Genomic DNA, 19,846 nt, shown 5'->3' on the forward strand with positions numbered 1-19,846 from the left:
CACCCCGCCTCCGCCTCCCCCCGCCCTCGACTCGCCCCGTTGATCATGAAGTTAGCGGCGACAAATCGGGCGCCAAGTGCGGTCAACCTCATGATCGACCACGGCAGGGCTGGGGCGAGGAGGGCGTGGTGGGTGGGCACGGAAAGGCGACGGCCCCGGTGGCTTTCGCCTACCGGGGCCGTCGCCCTCGAACTGTGCTTGCCTACGCGGCGTCGTCCGCGCCGGTGGCGGCGGTGCCGCCGAGGTCCGCCGGGACCGCGTCCGGCACGGCGTCCGGCCGGTCCGCGCCCCGGAAGACGAGCTTGGACTTGTCGATGTTCTCCGGGTCGCCCTCGCAGTCCACGACCACGATCTGACCCGGGGTCAGCTCGTTGAACAGGATCCGTTCGGACAGGTTGTCTTCGATGTCGCGTTGGATCGTGCGGCGTAGTGGCCGCGCGCCGAGGACGGGGTCGAAGCCCTTCTTCGCGAGGTACTTCTTGGCGTTGTCGGTCAGTTCCAGGCCCATGTCCTTGTTGCGGAGCTGGGTTTCGATGCGCTGGATCATGATGTCGACGATGGAGAGGATCTCGGTCTCGCGCAGCTGGTGGAAGACGATGGTGTCGTCGATGCGGTTGAGGAACTCGGGCCGGAAGTGCTGCTTGAGCTCGTCGTTGACCTTCTGCTTCATCCGGTCGTAGTTCGACTCGGAGTCCTCAGAGGCCTGGAAGCCGAGCGACACCGCTTTGGCGACGTCGCGGGTGCCGAGGTTGGTGGTCAGGATGATGACCGTGTTCTTGAAGTCCACGATCCGGCCCTGACCGTCGGTGAGGCGTCCGTCTTCCAGGATTTGCAGGAGCGTGTTGAACACGTCCGGGTGGGCCTTCTCGATCTCGTCGAAGAGGACCACCGAGAACGGCCGGCGACGCACCTTCTCGGTCAGCTGCCCACCCTCGTCGTAGCCGACGTAGCCGGGCGGGGCACCGACGAGCCGGGACACGGTGTACCGGTCGTGGAACTCCGACATGTCCAGCTGGATCAGCGCGTCCTCGGACCCGAACAGGAACTCCGCCAGGGCCTTGGACAGCTCGGTCTTACCGACGCCGGACGGGCCGGCGAAGATGAACGAGCCGGAGGGGCGCTTCGGGTCCTTCAGGCCGGCCCGGGTACGCCGGATCGCCTTCGAGACGGCCTTGACGGCGTCTTCCTGGCCGATGACGCGCTTGTGCAGCTCGTCTTCCATGCGCAGCAGCCGGGAGGTTTCCTCCTCGGTCAGCTTGTAGACCGGGATGCCGGTCCAGTTGCCGAGGACCTCGGCGATCTGCTCGTCGTCGACCTCGCTGACGACGTCCAGGTCACCGGCCTTCCACTCCTTCTCCCGCTGCGCCTTCTGCCCGAGCAGCTGCTTCTCGGTGTCACGCAGCTGGGCGGCCCGCTCGAAGTCCTGCGCGTCGATCGCGGACTCCTTGTCGCGGCGCACCTGGGCGATGCGCTCGTCGAAGTCGCGCAGGTCCGGCGGCGCGGTCATCCGGCGGATCCGCATCCGAGCGCCCGCCTCGTCGATCAGGTCGATCGCCTTGTCCGGCAGGAACCGATCCGAGATGTACCGGTCGGCCAGCGTCGCCGCGGCGACCAGCGCGGCGTCGGTGATGGACACGCGGTGGTGCGCCTCGTACCGGTCCCGCAGACCCTTCAAAATCTCGATGGTGTGCGCCAGCGACGGCTCACCCACCTGGATCGGCTGGAAACGACGCTCCAGAGCGGCGTCCTTCTCCAAATGCTTGCGGTACTCGTCGAGCGTGGTGGCGCCGATGGTCTGCAGCTCACCACGGGCCAGCATCGGCTTGAGGATGCTGGCGGCGTCGATCGCGCCCTCGGCCGCGCCCGCGCCGACGAGCGTGTGGATCTCGTCGATGAACAGGATGATGTCGCCGCGGGTGCGGATCTCCTTGAGCACCTTCTTCAGGCGCTCCTCGAAGTCACCGCGGTAGCGGGAACCGGCGACCAGGGCGCCGAGGTCGAGGGTGTAGAGCTGCTTGTCCTTCAGCGTCTCGGGCACCTCGCCCTTGATGATCTTCTGGGACAGGCCCTCCACCACGGCGGTCTTGCCGACGCCGGGCTCGCCGATCAGCACCGGGTTGTTCTTGGTGCGGCGGGACAGCACCTGCATGACCCGCTCGATCTCCTTCTCGCGCCCGATGACCGGGTCGAGCTTGCCCTCGCGGGCGGCCTGGGTCAGGTTGCGGCCGAACTGGTCCAGCACGAGGCTGGTCGACGGCGCGGCCTCACCCGGCGCGGCACCGGCGGCGGCCGGCTCCTTGCCCTGGTAGCCGGAGAGCAGCTGGATGACCTGCTGGCGGACCCGGTTCAGGTCGGCGCCCAGCTTCACCAGGACCTGGGCGGCGACGCCCTCACCCTCGCGGATCAGGCCGAGCAGGATGTGCTCGGTGCCGATGTAGTTGTGGCCCAGCTGCAGCGCCTCGCGCAGCGACAGCTCCAGCACCTTCTTCGCCCGCGGCGTGAACGGGATGTGCCCGCTCGGCGCCTGCTGGCCCTGGCCGATGATCTCCTCGACCTGCTGACGCACACCCTCCAGGGAGATGCCGAGGCTCTCCAGAGCCTTCGCCGCGACACCCTCACCCTCATGGATCAGGCCCAACAGGATGTGCTCCGTACCGATGTAGTTGTGGTTGAGCATCCGGGCCTCTTCCTGGGCCAGGACGACAACCCGTCGCGCTCGGTCGGTGAACCGCTCGAACATGCCCTCGTGCTCCTCACGTGCCGTGCGCCTTGATGGTCAGATCTCGGCGGGGCCGGTGCGCGGACGTCCGGGACGGGCGTCCGTGCCTCCTTACTCTATCGCCGCGGACCGTCTCCGCTGAGGTCGTGTGGCCCCGCGAATGCTCGTTCCAACGTCGTTTCAGACAACCGTCCACGCTCAGGAGGTGTTCCGGGACCCCTGCCTGTACGCGCAGAGCGAAATTCGACCGGCGGCAGAGGGCCGGCCGAGCAGACCTGGGCGGCGTCACACACCCGCCGCGGTTGTCCACAACCTGTGGACGGAATCTCCACCGCCTGTGGACAACTTCCCCGGGTGGAGATTTCTTCCCACCCCACTCCGCCTCGCCGCCAGGCGGATCGGACATCCGCCACTCGGCGGGACGCCGGCCGCGACCGTGACAACGGGGCGGAAACGGCGACGCCGGGCCGGAGTCGCACTCCGGTCCGGCGTCGCGTCGCCCGTGACGAAGGTGGGGTCAGTGCCCCGCCTTCGCGTGGTACTCGTCCACGATCTCCTGCGGGATCCGGCCCCGGTCGGAGATGTCCTTGCCGGCCTTCTTGGCCCACTCGCGGATGGCCCGGTTCTGCTCGCGGTCGGCGGTCGCGCCGCCCCGGCCCCGAGCGGCCCGGCCACCCACGACCACACCCCCGCGACCGACCTTCGTTCCGTTCGCGATGTACGGCGCGAATACGTCACGCAATTTCTCCGCGTTGGATGCGGAGAGGTCGATCTCGTACTGCACGCCGTCGAGCGCGAACTTGACGGTCTCGTCAGCGTCCCCGCCGTCCAGGTCATCGACCAGCTTGTGAATGATCTGCTTGGCCACGTCCCACATTCCTTTCGAGCAGGGTGCTGCTCCTGCAATACTCGCAAGAGCACAATAACCCGTCCGGCGCTTGTTCCGTCAATAGGACGGGGTAACGAGCCGGAGAAGCTTTGCGGGAGCGCCTACTCCGGCCGGACCAACGGGAACAGGATCGTTTCCCGAATTCCCAGCCCGGTCAGCGCCATCAGCAGGCGGTCGATTCCCATTCCCATGCCACCGGACGGCGGCATTCCATACTCCATCGCTCGGAGAAAATCCTCGTCCAGCCGCATCGCCTCGTCGTCGCCGCGCGCCGCGAGCTGCGCCTGGGCGACCAGCCGATCCCGCTGCACGACCGGGTCGACCAGCTCCGAGTACGCGGTACCCAGCTCGAATCCCAGCACGTACAGGTCCCACTTCTCGGCCAGGCCCGGCTCACTGCGGTGGGCCCGGGTCAGCGGGCTGGTCTCCTCCGGGTAGTCGCGGACGAACGTGGGCGCCTGAAGCGACGGCACCACGAGTTCCTCGAACAACTCCTCGGCCAGCTTGCCCGGTCCCCACTTCGGGTCTACGGAGAGACCGACCTTGTCCGCGTACTCGACCAGCCGTGCCCTTTCGGTGCGGACGGTGACCTCCTCACCGAGCGCTTCGGAAAGGACACCGAACAGTGTCACCGAGCGCCACTCGCCGCCCAGATCGAACTCACGCCCGTCGGCGTGGGTCACCACGGTCGATCCGGCGACCGCGATCGCGGCCTGCTGTACGAGATTTCGGGTCAGCTCGGCCATCGTGTCGTAGTCGCCGTACGCCTGGTACGCCTCCAGCATCGCGAACTCCGGCGAGTGCGAAGAGTCGATGCCCTCATTACGGAAGTTACGGTTGATCTCGAAGACGCGGTCGACGCCACCGACCACCGCGCGCTTGAGAAACAGTTCCGGCGCGATTCGCAGATACAGATCCGTGTCGAGCGCATTGCTGTGGGTCACGAATGGGCGGGCCGCCGCGCCACCGTGCAGCAGTTGCAGCATCGGGGTCTCGACCTCGATGAAGTCCTGCCCGTGCAGCGTGTCCCGCAGGCTGCGGACGGCGGTGGCCCGGGTGCGGACCATCTGCCGGGCCTGCGGGCGGACCACCAGGTCCACGTAGCGCTGGCGGACCCGGGACTCCTCGCTCAGCGGCTTGTGCGCCACCGGCAGCGGGCGCAGCGCCTTGGCGGTCACCGCCCATTCCTCGGCCAGCACGGACAGCTCGCCGCGCCGGCTGGTGATCACCTCGCCGGTCACGCCGACGTGGTCGCCGAGGTCGACCAGGCGCTTCCAGTCCGCCAGCCGCTCCGGCCCGACCCGGTCCAGCGAGAGCATCGCCTGGAGTTCGGTGCCGTCACCGTCGCGAAGGGTCGCGAAGCAGAGCTTGCCGGTGTTGCGAATGAAGATCACCCGGCCGGTGACCGAGGCGCGGTCGCCGGTGGCGGTGTCGGTGGGCAGGTCGGCGTAGCGCTCGCGCAGCTGCGCGAGCGTCGTGGTGCGCGGGAAGCCCACCGGGTACGGCTCGGTGCCCTCGGCGAGCATCCGGTCCCGCTTCTCCCGGCGGACCTTCATCTGCTCGGGAAGGTCGTCGGCGGGGTCTGCTGGCAGGGCGTTCTGCTCGGTCACGGCACGCTTCCTCAGGCCTTGGGAACATCGGCGGGGTCAGCACATGAGCGTACTCAAGCGGCCTGGCGGCCGTTACGGGATAACCTGCCCGTCATGACCGACCCCACTGCGGCGCTCTCGTTCGGCGCCGCCGCGGCCGAGTACGACCGGTTCCGTCCCCGTTATCCCCGGGCCGCGTTGCGCTGGGCACTGGACGGGCTGCACGACGCCCGGGTGGTCGACCTCGGCGCGGGCACCGGCATCCTCACCCGGGGACTGCTGACGCTCACCGCGGACGGGACGGTGGGTCAGGTCGTACCCGTGGAGCCGGATCCGGGGATGCGGGCGCAACTGGCCGCCGCCACGCCGGGCACGACGGCGCTCGCGGGCAGCGCCGAGGCCGTGCCGCTGCCGGACGGGTCGGCGGACGCGGTGCTGGTCGGGCAGGCCTACCACTGGTTCGACAGGGAGCGGGCGCACGCCGAGGCCGCGCGCGTCCTGCGCCCGAGCGGCACGTTCGCGCCGGTCTGGAACATCCGGGACGAGCGGGTCGGGTGGGTGGCGGAGCTGACCCGGATCGCGCACCTCGGGGACAACGCGGGCGACGTGACGCAGCGGTACGCGGACTTCGGCGCCGCCTTCACCGCTGTCGAGATCGGCGAGTTCGCCCACGCGACCACGCTGACGCCGGACGAGGTGGTGAGCATGCTGCACACCCGCTCGTTCTGGCTGACCGCCGACGCGGATGAGCGGCGACGGGTGGACGCGGAGCTGGCGGAGCTGTTCGCCACCCACCCCGACCTGGCCGGCCGGGAGACTGTCGAGCTGCCCTACCGCACGATGGTGCTCCGGGCCCGGCGGCGTTAAAAAGGGGCCCCTCCTCTACCGGAGGCGTTAACAGGGGGCCCTTCCTTGCACCTCAGGTGTTGCGGTCGTAGACCATCCGCAGGCCGATCAGCGTGATCATCGGCTCGTGGTGGGTGATGGTGTGGCACTCGCCGAGCACCAGCGACGCCAGGCCGCCGGTGGCGATGACCGCCTTGACCCCGCCCAGCTCCTCGGACATCCGCTCGACGATGCGGTCCACCTGACCGGCGAAGCCGAAGTAGAGCCCGGCCTGGAGACACTCGACCGTGTTCTTGCCGATCACCGAGCGCGGGCGGGTCGCCTCCACCTTGCGCAACTGCGCGGCGCGGGCGGCCAGCGCGTCGAAGGAGATCTCGATGCCCGGCGCGAACGCCCCGCCGAGGAACTCCCCCCGGCTGCTGATCACGTCGAAGTTGGTGGTGGTGCCGAAGTCCACCACGATCGACGGCCCGCCGTAGAGCGTGTACGCGGCAAGCGTGTTCACCACGCGGTCCGCGCCCACCTCCTTCGGGTTGTCGATGGCGAGCTGGACGCCGGTGCGGACGCCGGGCTCGACGATCACGCTGGGCAGGTCGGCGTAGTACCTGTCGAGCATGGTGCGCAACGAGCGCAGCGCGGCCGGCACTGTCGAGCAGGCGGCCACCCCGGTGATCTCCACAGCGTCACCGGCGAGCAGCCCGCGGAACATCAGCCCCAGTTCGTCCGCGGTGGAGCGGGCGTCGGTCTTGATGCGCCACGAGTGCACCAGCTTGTCGCCGTCGAAGGTCGCCAGCACGGTGTTCGTGTTTCCGATGTCGATGCAGAGCAGCACAGCGGCAGCCTAGACGTCGCGCAGGTCGAGGGCGATGTCCAGGATCGGCGAGGAGTGGGTGAGCGCGCCGACGGAGAGGAAGTCGACGCCGGTCGCGCCGTACTCGGCGGCCATCGGCAGCGTCAGCCCGCCGGTGGCCTCCAGCTCCGCCCGGTCGCCCACCGACGCCACCACCTCGCGCAGCTGCGCCGGGGTCATGTTGTCCAGCAGCAGGAACTTCGCGCCCGCCTCGACCGCCTCCACCGCCTCGGCCGGCGTGTCCACCTCGACCTGCACCGGGACGTCGGGGAACGCCTCCCGGACCCGGCGGAACGCGGCGCTGATCCCGCCCGCGGCGACCTTGTGGTTGTCCTTGATCATGGCGACGTCGTACAGGCCCATCCGCTTGTTGGTGCCGCCACCGGCCCGGACCGCGTACTTCTCCAGCGCCCGCAGGCCCGGCGTGGTCTTGCGGGTGTCCAGCACCGTCGCCTTCGTACCGGCCAGCTCGTCGGCCCAGGCCCGGGTGTGCGTCGCCACGCCGGACATGCGGGACAGCAGGTTCAGCGCCGTCCGCTCGGCGGTCAGCAGCAGCCGGGTCGGGCCGGTCACAGTGGCCAGCACGTCGCCGCGTGCCACCCGCTGCCCGTCGTGGGCCACCAGCTCGACCTCGACCGTACGCCCGGCGCCGGTCACGTCGGCGACCAGCTCGAACACGGCGGCGGCCACCGGCAGCCCGGCCACCACGCCGTCGGCGCGCGCCACCAGATCGGCCGTGTCCTGCTGCTCGTCCGGGATGGTCGCCACGCTCGTCACGTCGAGGAAGTCGGGCCCGAGGTCCTCGTGCAGCGTGTCCAGGATGATCCGCCGGACCCGCTCCGGGTCCAGGCCACCGTCGCGCAGCGCCTGCTCCGTCGACTCCCTCATGAGTGCTTCTCCTCCCAGCGCTCGGCCACCCGGCCGTCCGTACCCACCTCGGCCACCAGGTGGCCCAGCCACCGCTCGTCGGCCGTCGGGAAGTCCTCCCGCCAGTGACAGCCCCGCGTCTCCTGCCGGGCGTACGCGGCCGCGACCAGCGTCGACGCCACGGTGAGCAGGTTCGTCGCCTCCCAGTCGGCGGTACGCGGCACGCCCCGCCCCGCGCCCAGCCCGGTGAGCGCGGCGGCGGTGGCCTCCAGCGTCCGCGCCGACCGGAGCACGCCCGCGCCCCGCGTCATCGCCCGTTGCAGTTCCGCCGTGCCGGACGCCGGCACCAGCGCGCCCGGGCCGCCGATCCAGGCGCCGGTCTCCGCCGGGCGGGCCTGCTCGGGCAGCCCGGCGGCGATGTCCTCGGCGATCCGGCGGGAGAAGACCAGCCCTTCCAGCAGCGAGTTGCTGGCCAGCCGGTTCGCGCCGTGCACGCCGGTGCAGGCGACCTCGCCGCAGGCGTACAGGCCGGGGATTGAGGTACGGCCGCGCAGGTCGGTCCGGACGCCGCCGGAGGCGTAGTGGGCGGCCGGCGCGACCGGGATCAGGTCGGTCGCCGGGTCCACGCCGATGGCCAGGCACGACGCGACGATGGTGGGGAACCGCCGGGCCAGGAAGTCACCGCCGAGGTGCCGGGCGTCCAGGAACACGTGGTCCGCGCCGGACGCGAGCAGCACCCGGTGGATGCCCTTGGCGACCACGTCCCGGGGCGCCAGCTCGGCCAGTTCGTGCTGGCCGACCATGAACCGCTTGCCGTCGCCGTCGACCAGGTGCGCGCCCTCGCCGCGCAGCGCCTCGGAGACCAGCGGCTGCTGGGCCAGCCCCGCGCCCGGCCCGCCGGGCGGCACGATGAGCGCGGTCGGGTGGAACTGCACGAACTCCACGTCGGTGACGGCCGCGCCGGCGCGCAGCGCCAGCGCCACCCCGTCGCCGGTGGAGACCGCCGGGTTGGTGGTGGCGGCGAAGATCTGCCCCATCCCGCCGGTGGCCAGCACCACCGCGCGGCCGAGGATCGCGCCGACGCCGTCCTCGCTGCCCTCGCCGAGCACGTGCAGCGTGATCCCGCAGGCCGGGCCGAGCCCGCCCGGCCCGTCGCCGGGGGCGCGCAGCAGGTCCAGCACCAGCGCGTGCTCGACCAGCCGGATCCACGGGTCGCGGCGTACCGCGTCGTGCAGCGCCCGCTGCACCTCCGCGCCGGTGGCGTCGCCGCCGGCGTGCACGATCCGGTCGGCGCGGTGGCCGCCCTCCCGGGTGAGCATCAGCGACCCGTCCGCGTTGCGGTCGAACTCCGCCCCGATCCGCATCAGCTCACGCAGCCGGGTCGGGCCCTCGGCCACGAGCGCGCGGACCGCAGCCGGGTCGCAGAGGCCGACGCCGGCGACCTCGGTGTCGTACGCGTGCGCGTCCGGCGTGTCCGCCGGGTCCAGTACGGCGGCGATGCCGCCCTGCGCCCAGCGCGTCGAACCCTCGTCCATGTCGACCTTGGTGACCACCGTGACGTGCAGACCCGCCTCGCGCAGGTGCAGCGCGGCGGTCAGCCCGGCCACGCCGGAGCCGACCACGATCACGTCTGTCGTCTCCACCCACCCGGGGGCGGGCGCGGCGAGCAGCCGGGGCAGCGTCGGCAGGTCGACGGTGGGTAGGTCCATGAGCACAGTCAACCCGAAGCGAACTCGGCTCGGGCGCGGGGGGCGTGACGAGTGCCCTCGGCTACCTCGTCCGGCGCGGCAGGGCAGCCGGTCCGGCGCCCTTGAGCGAGGTGGTCACCGTACGGTCGCTGAGCCACAGGTAGCAGCGCACGCCCCGGTCGCCGACCGCCCAGCGACCGGCGGCGGGCGGGCGGACCACCACGTCGCTGCGGTAGCGCAGGAACGCGTCGGCGGGCACCCCGGTGTAGCGGGCGATCACGGCGAAGCAGCCGTCGTAGAGGGGAACCCAGTCCTCCGGCTTCTTCGGGTACGGGCGGTCCGGCGCGGCCCACACGCCGACGAACTCCGCGTCGTGCGCGACAGCGCAGTCGACCGGGGTGAGCCGCTGCACCCGGCCCGCCTCCCGGGTGGTGCGCTGGCAGCCCAGCCGCAGCGGGGAGGGCGGCTTGAGCGCGTCGCGCAGGCTGCCGGTACGGGTGACCACGGTGGCCGCCGCCTCGACCGTGGTCAGCTCGGTCAGGTCGCACCGGTACCAGCGGGAGCCGGCCGTCCAGCCGAGGGCGGTCGGCACCGCCACCGCCAGCCGGAGGCGTCCGGCGCGCCAGTCGTCACCCACGTACCCGCTGGCCCGTTTGTCGCAGTCGGCGAACGCGGTACGCATCTCCGGTGAGGCGAGCGCCGGCGGGGCGGGCCGGTCGGCGGTGAACGCCCCGACGTGCACGGTCTCCACCCGGTGCGGCAGTTCGCAGCCGACCGGCGCGTACGCGGACAGGCCGACGCTCGGGATGAAGTCGGCGACCTGGCAGACCTCTGCGGCCGGGGTGAACGGCCCGGGTGCGGCCATCGCAGGCCAGTCGTCGGCGAGGTCGCCGTCCAGGCCGCCGGTGCCGGCGCAGCCGGTCAGAGCGGCGCTCGCGACCATCGCGGCGACCAGGAAGCTCATCGCACGGCGCATCGCGGCCTCCCCCAGCCGACGACCGTCGATCCCCGACGGTCCGCCCAGGGTAGCCGAAAATGACCTTCCGGTGACAGACCGCGTTCCCCGCTCTTCCGCCCCGTCGATCTTGCGCTAACCGCCTCGACAAACCGCCCGAAAGGGGTGACGGAGGGGCCGCGACTGCAAGATCAACGGGGAGAGGCGGCGAGGGGGTTGGGGACGGGGGCGCCTGCGGTGCCGGGGGCGGCCGTGGCCGGGTCGGCGGTCAGGTCCACGACCCTGTTGTCGGCGTCGACGTGGACCACCTTCGGGTGGTACGTGCGGGCCTCGGCGTCGTCCATCTGACCGTACGAGATGAGGATGACCAGGTCACCGGGGTGCACCAGGTGCGCGGCGGCGCCGTTGATGCCGATCACGCCGCTGCCCCGCCGCCCCGGGATCACGTACGTCTCCAGCCGCGCGCCGTTCGTGATGTCCACGATCGCCACCTGCTCGCCGGGGAGCAGGTCCGCCGCGTCGAGCAGATCCTCGTCCACAGTCACCGAGCCGACGTAGTGCAGGTCGGCCTGGGTCACGGTGGCGCGATGGATCTTCGACTTGAGCATGGTCCGGAACATCGGGGTGCCTTTCCGCATTCGTGGTGGGGTCAGGGACGCGGCGCGAGGTGGATCGCCGTGTTGTCGATCAGGCGGGTGGCGCCGACCCAGGCCGCGATCAGCAGCCGGGCCGGCCCGTCGACCGGGCCGGGTTCCAGCTCGGTGTCGGTGAGCACCAGGTAGTCGAGGCGGGCGGCCGGGTTGTCGAAGGCCCGGTGGGCGGCCGCGAGCACCGCGCCCGCGTCCTCGCCCCGCTCGGCCGCCGCCGCCCCGGCCCGCAGCGCTACGGACAGGCTCAGCGCCGCCTCCCGCTCCGCCGCCGACAGGTAACGGTTGCGGCTGGACAGGGCCAGGCCGTCCGGCTCGCGTACGGTCGGCACGCCGACGATCTCGGTCGGCACGTCGAGGTCGCGGACCATCCGGCGCACCAGGGTGAGCTGCTGGTAGTCCTTCTCGCCGAAGAAGGCCAGGTCGGGCTGCGTGAGCTGGAGCAGCTTCATGACCACCGTGAGCACGCCGTGGAAGAAGCCGGGACGGCTCAGGCCTTCCAGGTCCTCGCCGAGCGGCCCCGGGTTCAGCCGTACCGTCGGCTGCCCCTCCGGGTACATCTCGGCCACCGGCGGCGCGAACACCGCGTCCACCCCCACCCGGCGGCAGATCTCCAGGTCCGTGTCGAGCGTGCGCGGGTAGCGGTCGAAGTCCTCGTTCGGGCCGAACTGCAGCGGGTTCACGAAGATCGTCACGATGACGTGGTCGGCCCGCTCGCGGGCGGCCCGCAGCAGCATCTCGTGCCCGGCATGCAGCGCGCCCATGGTCATCACCACGCCGACCGTGCCGGTCATCGCCTCGCGGGCGGCCGCCAGCTCCTTGCGCGTGTGCAGCACCTCGGCCATCAGGCCGCCACCTCGATTCCGTCCAGCACGTCCCGGAGGGCGGCCGCGTCCGCCGGGCGCAGGCGGCCGACCGCGACGGCGCGGTCCGCCGTCCGTCGTGCCAACGCCAGATACGCGGGTACGGATTCCGGCGCGGTCCGCGCCAGCCCGTCCAGATGCCGGCGTACGGTGCCCGCGTCGCCCCGCGACACCGGGCCGGTCAGCGCGTCGTCGCCCAACCGCAGCGCGTTCTCCAGCGCGGCCCGCAGCAGCGGGGCGAGCACCTTCTCCGGCCGCTCCACGCCGGCGTCACGCAGCCGGTCCGACGCCTCGTTGACCAGCGTCACCAGGTGGTTCGCGCCGTGCGCGAGCGCCGCGTGGTAGAGCGGCCGGTCGGTCTCGCCGACCCACTCCGGCACACCGCCCAGGTCGGCCACCAGCCGGGCCGCGAACGCGCGCAGCTCGGCCGGGGCGGTCACGCCGTACGAGATGCCGGGCAGGCGGGACAGGTCGTCCGGCGTACCGGTGAAGGTCATCGCCGGGTGCAGCGCGAGCGGCCGGGCGCCGGCCTCGGCGGCCGGGGCCAGCACGGCCAGCCCGTGCGCGCCGGACGTGTGCGCCACCACCTGGCCGGGGCGCAGCGCGCCGCTCGCGGCCAGGTCGGCGATCACGCCCGCGAGCGCGTCGTCGGGGACGGCGACGATCAGCAGGTCGGTGGCGGCACGCGCCACCTCGGACGCGACGCGGTGCGGGGTCTCGGGCAGCAGCAGCGCCAGCCGGGCCCCTGTCGCGCCCGAGGCGCCGGACGCGGCGACCACGCGGTGGCCGGCGGCGGCGAGAGCCGCGCCCAGCGTGGCGCCGACCCGGCCGGCGCCGAGCACGCCGACGGCGAGGGTACGCGGGAAGACGAGCGGGGCAGCGGTGGCCCGGTGGCGCAGCGGTGCGCTCATGGCGGCGATCCAGTCCTCGAAGGGGGTACCGGTCGATGGCAAGTATGCGCCCGGGTGACAGACCGGAAACAAGAAGGTGTGAAAACCTTCACCGGCCGCCCGAAGAGGCCGCTGCGGGGGCGGGCAAACCGCACTTTCGGGTACGTCCCGTAGGGTCGGCGGGTGACCACCCCGCTGCGCTGGCGCGACGCGATGGAGCAGGCGTTGTACGGGCCGGACGGGTTCTTCGTCTCCGGCGCCGGCCCAGCCGCGCACTTCCGCACGAGCGTGCACGCCTCACCCGTCTTCGCCGCCTGCATGCTGCGGCAACTCGAAGCGGTGGACGCGGCGCTGGGCCACCCGGACCGGCTGGACGTGGTGGACGTGGGCGCGGGCCGGGGCGAACTGCTCCGGGCCCTGCTGGCCCGGGCCGCACCCGAGCTGTCCGCCCGGATCCACCCGGTGGCAGTGGAACGAGCCACCCGCCCGCCGGACCTGCCTCCGGAGATCGACTGGCGAACCGACATCCCCGACGGCATCACCGGCCTGCTCCTGGCCACCGAATGGCTGGACAACGTCCCGGTGGACGTGGCGGTCCACACCCAGGCAGGCTGGCGCCTCCTCCTGGTGAACCCGAGAACCGGCGAGGAGACGCTGGGCCCGCCCCCGTCCCCCACCGAAACCGCCTGGCTGACCCACTGGTGGCCCCCTGCCCTCCCGCGCAACGCCCCGTTGATCAAGGAGTTTGCGGACGTGGAGAGCTCGGATCAGGACACAAACTCCTTGATCAACGCCGTTGGTGGGGGCGGCAGCAGCGGTGGGCGGGCGGAGATCGGGGTGGGGCGGGATCTGGCCTGGGCGGGGGCCCTCGGGAAGGTGGCGCGGGGGCTGGCGCTTGCGGTGGACTACGGGCATCTGCGGGACTCGCGTCCCCTGGACGGGACGTTGACCGGGTATCGGGGTGGGCGGCAGGTGCCGCCGGTTCCGGACGGGTCGTGCGACGTGACGGCGCACGTCGCCATGGACTCGGTCGCCTCCGCCGGTGAGCGGGTCGCGCGGTGCGCGTACTCCCTGGTCTCTCAGCGGGAGGCGCTGCGGGCGCTCGGGGCCGACGGCGGGCGACCGCCGCTGAGCCTGGCCTCCCGCGACCCGGCCGGCTACCTGCGGGCGCTCGCCGCGGCGTCGGCGGCGGCCGAGCTGACCGACCCGGCCGGGCTCGGCGGGCACCTGTGGCTGCGGCAGCCGGTCGGCGTCGCGCTCGACGCGGTCGTGGCACGATGACGGGCATGACCACGGACGCCGCCGACCTCCGCGAGCTCACAGTCGGCACCGGCGCGGGCGGTGAGCAGCTCGGCACCGACATGGTGCTCAACATCGGGCCGCAGCACCCCTCGACGCACGGCGTGCTGCGGCTGAAGCTGGTGCTCGACGGCGAGCGGGTGGTCGCCGCCGAACCGATCGTCGGCTACATGCACCGGGGAGCGGAGAAGCTCTTCGAGGTACGCGACTACCGGCAGATCATCGTGCTGGCGAACCGGCACGACTGGCTGTCGGCGTTCTCCAACGAGCTGGGCGTGGTACTCGCGGTCGAGCGGCTGATGGGCATGGAGGTGCCGGAACGCGCCACCTGGCTGCGGATGGCGCTGGCCGAGCTGAACCGGGTGCTCAACCACCTGATGTTCCTCGGCTCGTACCCGCTGGAGATCGGCGCGATCACGCCGATGTTCTACGCGTTCCGGGAACGGGAGACCATCCAGGCGGTGATGGAGGAGGTCTCCGGCGGCCGGATCCACTACATGTTCAACCGGGTCGGCGGCCTGAAGGAGGAGGTGCCGTCCGGCTGGACCGGACGCGCCCGCGCCGCCATCGCCGAGGTACGCCGCCGGATGCCCGACCTGGACAACCTGATCCGGCGCAACGACATCTTCCTGGCCCGTACCGTCGGGGTCGGCGTGCTCTCCGCCGCCGACGCCGCCGCGTTCGGCGCGTCCGGGCCGGTCGCCCGCGCCTCCGGGCTCGACCTCGACCTGCGTCGCGACGAGCCGTACCTGGCCTACGACCAGCTCGACGTGCCCGTGGTGACGAAGACCGCCGGGGACTGTCACGCCCGCTTCGAGGTGCTGCTCGACCAGGTGTACGTCTCGCTCGACCTCGCCGAGCAGTGCCTGGACCGGGTGGACCGGATCAGCGGGCCGGTGAACACGCGGCTGCCGAAGGTGCTGAAGGCGCCGGAGGGGCACACGTACGCCTGGACCGAGAACCCGCTCGGCATCAACGGCTACTACCTGGTGTCCCGGGGCGAGAAGACGCCGTGGCGGATGAAGCTGCGCACCGCCTCGTACGCGAACGTGCAGGCGCTGTCGTCGCTGCTGCCCGGCTGCCTGGTGCCCGACCTGATCGCCATCCTCGGCTCGATGTTCTTCGTGGTCGGCGACATCGACAAGTGATCGTGGGCGCTCAGCGCCAGCGGTCGGCGGTGTCCCGCTGCTGGCCGTGGGCGCCGCGCTCCGAGCCTCGCCATTCCGGTTCCGGCTGACGCCACTGCGGTTCCGGCTGACGCCACTGCGGTTCCGGCTGACGCCACTCCGGCTCGGCCGGACGCCACTGGGACTCGCCCTGGCGCCACTCCGGCTCGAACTCGCGGCGCTGCGAATCGGCCGGACGCCGCTCCGGCTCCGGCGGACGCCACTGCGGTTCCGGCTGACGCCACTGCGGCTCGGGCTCGGGCTCGCGGCGCGCCGATTCGGGCTGACGCCACTCCGGGGGCGGCTGGCGCCACTCCGGCTGGCCGCTGCGCTGGGTCGGCGGCCGCCACTCGTCCGGCACCGGCACCCCGCCGGCCGGCAACGCCGGGTGGCCGTCACCCGGCCCACCCGCGTCCGCCCTGCCGCCGCGCACCGACGCCCATCGGTCCTCGATCCGGTACTCCGTGCCGGCGCTGTCGGCGTGCATCGCGGCCCGTCGCTCCCCGAGGCGGATCTCCCGGCCCGCGTCGTCGTCGCGGACCGCCGCCCAGCGGTTACCCGCACGCAGCTCGGACCAGTGATCGCCGTCCGCCCGGTCCCGGCCTTCCCGCGCGTCCAGGGCCCCGGACGCGCCCGGTTCGCTGTGCCGGACGGCCGGTTCGCTGTGCCGCGCGGCGGGTTCGCTGTGCCGCGCGGCCGGTGGCCAGGCCGGAACGTCGGCCGCGCCGCCCGGCGCCCAGCCGGCCCGGTCGTCGCCCGACCACTGTCGCTGCTCCTGGGCCGCAGCCCGGCCCTGGTCGTCCGACCAACGGCCCCCCACGGACCAGCCCTGCTCCCCGCCGACGCCCGCCCACGGATGCTCGGCGCCCGCGCGTCCGGCGTCGGCAGGCGAGTGCCCGTCACCCGGCCCGAAGCCGTCGTCCCGCGCACTCCCGACCCGGCGGCCGTACCCGGAGCGCTCGCCACCCGCCGGAGCACCCCAGCCGCTGTCGTCCGTGCCGGTCCATCCCGCGTCGGCCCGGTCCTCGCGGCCCCGCTCGCGCTGCCCCGCGCCCCGGTGATCGGCCGGGTCGCCGCCCCGGGAGCGGTCCTCGTCCGACCAGCCGCCGGGGAATCCGCCGTACCGGGAGCCGGTCGGCTCGGCGCCACCGCCGACGATGGTGTGCCGGGTGGTGACGTGCACGGTCTCGGTGTGGTGGACCACGCCCACCGGGCGGGACTCCGGCCGGGCGGCCGGATCGGACACGCGCGCCGACCCGTACACGCCGCTCCCGGGCCGGTCCGGCGGGCGTACCGCCGCCCGCGCCGGCTCGGCGTCGTGGCGGCCCGCCCGCGGCGGTTCGCCGTCGGGCTCGCCGCCGTAGCGGCCACCGGAGTACGCCGGACGAGCCGGTTCGTCCTCGTCGCGACCGGCCGGGTGACCCGGATCCGCCTCGTACGCCCCGGCGGCCGGCACCCGGGCCGCGCCGCTCGGGCGATCCTGGGCGGGCGCGGAGGCCAGTCCGGCGGCCGCCGCGTCGAGCCGATGCCGCACCGCCCCGGCCGCCTCCTCCGCCCGGCGTGCCTGGTCCAGCGCCTGGTTGCCGCGTTGAGCGGCGGCCACTATCTCGGCCCGCAGCTCCCGCCGCAGCTGCTCCAGCTCCTCGCGCAACTCCTCGGACGCCGCGCCGCCCGAACCGCCCTCCGGCCGCAGCGCGATGGACAGGCCGATCAGCACGACGGCGAGGATCGCCAGGACCGCGCCGAACCGGAGCGAGCCGTTGCCGTCGGCGATCAGCAGGATGAGCGCGGCCAGCGGCGCCAGCCCCACACCGGCCCAGAACAGGACTGTCAGCGGGGTGGGGTTGCGCTTGTCGGCAGGAGCGACCGAGGCGGGCATGGCTGAGCACAGTACCGAGAGTTCCACCTGAGGGGAACGGGTCGGCGTGACTCGATGTGCGGGCCTGCTGAGCAGGCAACCGCCCGGGGTGCGCGGCCGGCCGGCGCGAGTGGCGCCGGCCGGCCGCGGCGCGTCAGCTCGTGGCCAGCGCGGCGTCGGAGGAGAAGACCAGGCCGACGCTCGCGGCGCCGGTCTTCAGCGCGTTCTTGGTCTGCGGGCCGCCCGCGTCCAGCGAACTGAACGAGCCCGCCTTGAAGTCGTAGACCTCGACCAGACCGGCCTGGCACTTCGGCCGCTGCGGGCACTCCGGCGGACCGGCGAGCACGGTGGCCTGCCCGGAGCACTTCGCGGCCAGCTCGGAGAGCGTGGACACGCCGTACTTGTCGGCGAACGCCTTGGTCACCGCGAACGCGTTCTGGTCCTGCGCCTGGGACGGCTGGCCGAACACCAGGCCGGCCTTGTCGCCCTCGGTCTTCAGCGCGGCGACCGTCTTGTCCAGCTCCGGTGAGGAGACGGGCTGGGCGTCCTTGCCGTTGGCCTTGGTGTTGAGGAACTCCGCCATGGTGGCGGCGTACTCCGGGACGACCTGGATCTGCCCCTTCTCCAGGGCCGGGCCGTACAGCTCCCGGTTGCCGATCGTCTGCACCTTGACCTGGTAGCCCGCCGCCTCCAGCGCGATCTTGTAGAGCTCGGCGATGGTCTGGCTCTCGCTGAAGTTGCCGGCGCCGACGGTGATCTGGCCGCCCGGGCCCTTCTCGATCCCGTCGGTCACGCCGTTGGCGGACGCGAACTCCTTCGCCGCCGCCTGGGGCGTCTTGCGGTCGACGTCGACCGCCCGGTTGAGCTGGATCAGCTTCGGGGTGTCGAGCTTCGCGGAGACCTTGTCCAGCGCGGCGACGAGCTGCGGCGTGGCCGCCTTCGCGTTGATCGCGGGAATGACGTTGTCGGTGTTCTGGAGCTTCTTGTCGTCGGTCAGGACGACGAGCTGGTCGCCCGCCACCGGGGCACAGCCGGCCCCCGAGGCGCCCTGCTCGGGCGCGTCGGTGCCGGACGAGCCGGCGTCGCCGCAGCCGGTGAGGAGAGCGGCCGCGGTGAGTGCGCCGAACGCCCCCGCGACCAGTCGTGTACGCGCACGCATGAGTGCCCGCCTTCCGTGTCCCGGCGCGACCCGTCGGGCCGGCCGCGTGTCCGACGGGCGAACCGGACGGCCACCCGCGACTCCAGCCAATATCCTCCGGACCTGACCGACAAACTCGGAGCGGTTTTCGTCACCCGATCGTCACCGGCGGCTCAACTTCCGGCCGTCGCAGCCGTCGCGCGGCGGTTCGCCCGGCGGCGGACCGGGCGCAGCGGACGCGGCGTGACGAGCCGCTCCACGATCGCGAGCAGCCCCTCGACGAGCAGCGCCAGCCCGGCGACCAGCACCCCGCCGGCGATGATCTGGCCGCCGCCGGCGGCGATGTCGAGCCCGAAGCCGGCGCGGATGATCTGGCCCAGCCCGCCGCCGTTGACGAACGAGGCCAGCGCGGCAGTGGCCACCACCTGCACGGCCGCGGTACGGAAACCGGCCGCCAGGTAGGGCACGGCAAGCGGCAGCTCCACCCGGCGCAGCACCTGCCCGCCGGACAGCCCCATCCCATGTGCCGCGTCCCGCGCCTCCGGGTCGGCCTGCCGCACCCCGGTGTACGCGTTCGCCAGCAGCGGCGGCACCGCGAAGACCGCGAGCGCCACCACCACCGCCGGCCGGCCGAAGCCGAGGAAGGTCAGCGGGAGGATGGTCAGCAGGGCCAGGGTCGGGATCGCCAGCGTGACGTTGGAGACCAGCAGCACCAGCCCGCCGCCCCGGCCGCTGTGCCCGAGCCAGAGGCCGATCGGCCAGGCCACCAGGCATCCGAGCAGCACCGCCAGGGCGGACATGCTCAGGTGCTCGCCGAGGCGGTCCAGCACGCCGCCGGGATTGGTCCAGTTCAGCGGGTCGTTCAGCCAGACGACCGCCTGCTCGACGGGGTTCACCGGGCGGACCTCCCGCGCAGCCACGGGGTGAGCAGGCGGCCCACGCCGGCCAGCACCAGGTCCAGCACCAGCGCCAGCAGCACGCACAGCACCGTGCCGGTCATGATCTGTGCCTTGTAGAAGTTGTTCTGGAAGCCGGCGAAGATGAGCTGGCCGAGCCCGCCCCGGCCGACCACCACACCCACCGTGACCAGCGCGACAGTCGACACCGTCGCCAGCCGTACGCCGGTGAGGATGCCGGGCAGCGCCAGCGGCAGCTCGATCCGGAACAGCCGCCCCCACCGGCCGTACCCCATGCCCTCGGCGGCCTCCCGCACCTCCGGCGGCACCTGGTTCAGCCCGGCCAGCGCGTTGCGCACGATGACCAGCAGCGCGTACAGCGCCACCACGGTGAGCACGGTGATCGCGCCGATGCCCAGGTAGGGCGCGAGGAAGGCGAACAGCGCCAGCGACGGAACGGTGTAGAGCACCCCGGTCAGCGCAAGGATGGAGGCCGACAACGACCGGAACCAGTACGCGAGCACCGCGAGCGGCAGCGCCACCAGCGCGGCGATCACCACGGCCCGGGCGGTCAGCCAGGTGTGCTCACGCAGCGCGGCCAGGATCGTGTCAGAGTTGTCCCGCACGTACTGCCAGGAGAACCACGGATTACCCGGGTCGGCCCGGTAGCTCAGGTGGAGGGACAC

Annotated in this window: 17 protein-coding genes; 3 read left to right on the forward strand and 14 right to left on the reverse strand. The window is 72.6% G+C overall.

The annotated features are described in order from the left end of the window. Positions 1-202: 202 nt before the first annotated feature. The 3 genes from DQE82_RS21205 to lysS all read right to left on the reverse strand — a co-directional run bounded on the left by DQE82_RS21205 (position 203) and on the right by lysS (position 5,218). On the reverse strand, positions 203-2,740 hold the full coding sequence (locus DQE82_RS21205; protein WP_064446770.1) for an ATP-dependent Clp protease ATP-binding subunit: 2,538 nt from the start codon (positions 2,738-2,740) through the stop codon (positions 203-205). Between the two features lie 496 nt (positions 2,741-3,236). Next, a complete protein-coding gene (locus DQE82_RS21210) occupies positions 3,237-3,587 on the reverse strand; it encodes an Lsr2 family protein (protein ID WP_166457523.1) in 351 nt (116 codons plus the stop codon). Between the two features lie 122 nt (positions 3,588-3,709). Then, a complete protein-coding gene (gene lysS, locus DQE82_RS21215) occupies positions 3,710-5,218 on the reverse strand; it encodes a lysine--tRNA ligase (protein WP_043327915.1) in 1,509 nt (502 codons plus the stop codon). 93 nt (positions 5,219-5,311) lie between these two features. Here lysS and DQE82_RS21220 point away from each other — a divergent pair, with 93 nt between their 5' ends. Continuing rightward, positions 5,312-6,064 carry a class I SAM-dependent methyltransferase gene (locus tag DQE82_RS21220; protein WP_113973576.1) on the forward strand — a complete coding sequence of 251 codons (753 nt, stop codon included), beginning with the start codon at positions 5,312-5,314 and terminating at the stop codon, positions 6,062-6,064. 52 nt (positions 6,065-6,116) lie between these two features. On the opposite strand, the gene DQE82_RS21225 is transcribed toward DQE82_RS21220, so the two are convergent. The 7 genes from DQE82_RS21225 to DQE82_RS21255 form a co-directional block, all read right to left on the reverse strand. After that, positions 6,117-6,875 (reverse strand): type III pantothenate kinase, encoded by a 759-nt coding sequence (locus tag DQE82_RS21225; protein WP_030504826.1) that lies wholly within the window; start codon positions 6,873-6,875, stop codon positions 6,117-6,119. Positions 6,876-6,884: 9 nt separating this feature from the next. Next, positions 6,885-7,781 carry a carboxylating nicotinate-nucleotide diphosphorylase gene (gene nadC, locus DQE82_RS21230; protein WP_043327913.1) on the reverse strand — a complete coding sequence of 299 codons (897 nt, stop codon included), beginning with the start codon at positions 7,779-7,781 and terminating at the stop codon, positions 6,885-6,887. Further along, positions 7,778-9,469 carry an L-aspartate oxidase gene (locus tag DQE82_RS21235; protein ID WP_043327912.1) on the reverse strand — a complete coding sequence of 564 codons (1,692 nt, stop codon included), beginning with the start codon at positions 9,467-9,469 and terminating at the stop codon, positions 7,778-7,780. The genes nadC and DQE82_RS21235 overlap by 4 nt, the downstream gene beginning before the upstream one ends. Before the next feature lie 61 nt (positions 9,470-9,530). Then, positions 9,531-10,424 carry a septum formation family protein gene (locus DQE82_RS21240; protein ID WP_043327911.1) on the reverse strand — a complete coding sequence of 298 codons (894 nt, stop codon included), beginning with the start codon at positions 10,422-10,424 and terminating at the stop codon, positions 9,531-9,533. A gap of 170 nt (positions 10,425-10,594) precedes the next feature. Continuing rightward, complete coding sequence (gene panD, locus DQE82_RS21245; RefSeq protein ID WP_043327910.1) at positions 10,595-11,023, reverse strand: aspartate 1-decarboxylase; 429 nt, start codon at positions 11,021-11,023, stop codon at positions 10,595-10,597. A gap of 29 nt (positions 11,024-11,052) precedes the next feature. Further along, a complete protein-coding gene (gene panC / locus DQE82_RS21250) occupies positions 11,053-11,895 on the reverse strand; it encodes a pantoate--beta-alanine ligase (protein ID WP_069089316.1) in 843 nt (280 codons plus the stop codon). Continuing rightward, positions 11,895-12,824, reverse strand: a complete 930-nt coding sequence (locus DQE82_RS21255; RefSeq protein ID WP_113973577.1) for a Rossmann-like and DUF2520 domain-containing protein — start codon at positions 12,822-12,824, stop codon at positions 11,895-11,897. The genes panC and DQE82_RS21255 overlap by 1 nt, the downstream gene beginning before the upstream one ends. 192 nt (positions 12,825-13,016) lie before the next feature. Here DQE82_RS21255 and DQE82_RS21260 point away from each other — a divergent pair, with 192 nt between their 5' ends. Together DQE82_RS21260 and DQE82_RS21265 are read left to right on the forward strand one after the other, a co-directional pair. Then, a complete protein-coding gene (locus tag DQE82_RS21260) occupies positions 13,017-14,084 on the forward strand; it encodes an SAM-dependent methyltransferase (protein WP_199496071.1) in 1,068 nt (355 codons plus the stop codon). Then, on the forward strand, positions 14,081-15,250 hold the full coding sequence (locus tag DQE82_RS21265) for an NADH-quinone oxidoreductase subunit D (RefSeq protein WP_176722867.1): 1,170 nt from the start codon (positions 14,081-14,083) through the stop codon (positions 15,248-15,250). Before DQE82_RS21260 ends, DQE82_RS21265 begins: the two co-directional genes overlap by 4 nt. Before the next feature lie 10 nt (positions 15,251-15,260). Here the strand turns inward: DQE82_RS21265 and DQE82_RS21270 are convergent, their stop codons facing one another. The 4 genes from DQE82_RS21270 to DQE82_RS21285 form a co-directional block, all read right to left on the reverse strand. Then, positions 15,261-17,147, reverse strand: a complete 1,887-nt coding sequence (locus DQE82_RS21270; RefSeq protein WP_113973579.1) for a hypothetical protein — start codon at positions 17,145-17,147, stop codon at positions 15,261-15,263. 133 nt (positions 17,148-17,280) lie between these two features. Further along, positions 17,281-18,285 carry a glycine betaine ABC transporter substrate-binding protein gene (locus DQE82_RS21275; RefSeq protein ID WP_043327905.1) on the reverse strand — a complete coding sequence of 335 codons (1,005 nt, stop codon included), beginning with the start codon at positions 18,283-18,285 and terminating at the stop codon, positions 17,281-17,283. Positions 18,286-18,437: 152 nt separating this feature from the next. Then, the gene (locus tag DQE82_RS21280; RefSeq protein ID WP_051611574.1) at positions 18,438-19,160 is read right to left on the reverse strand and encodes an ABC transporter permease; all 723 of its coding nucleotides are present in this window, start codon (positions 19,158-19,160) and stop codon (positions 18,438-18,440) included. After that, complete coding sequence (locus DQE82_RS21285; protein WP_043327903.1) at positions 19,157-19,846, reverse strand: ABC transporter permease; 690 nt, start codon at positions 19,844-19,846, stop codon at positions 19,157-19,159. Before DQE82_RS21285 ends, DQE82_RS21280 begins: the two co-directional genes overlap by 4 nt.

It is taken from the genome of Micromonospora sp. LHW51205, from assembly GCF_003315815.1.
In the GTDB taxonomy this organism is placed as follows: domain Bacteria; phylum Actinomycetota; class Actinomycetes; order Mycobacteriales; family Micromonosporaceae; genus Micromonospora; species Micromonospora chalcea.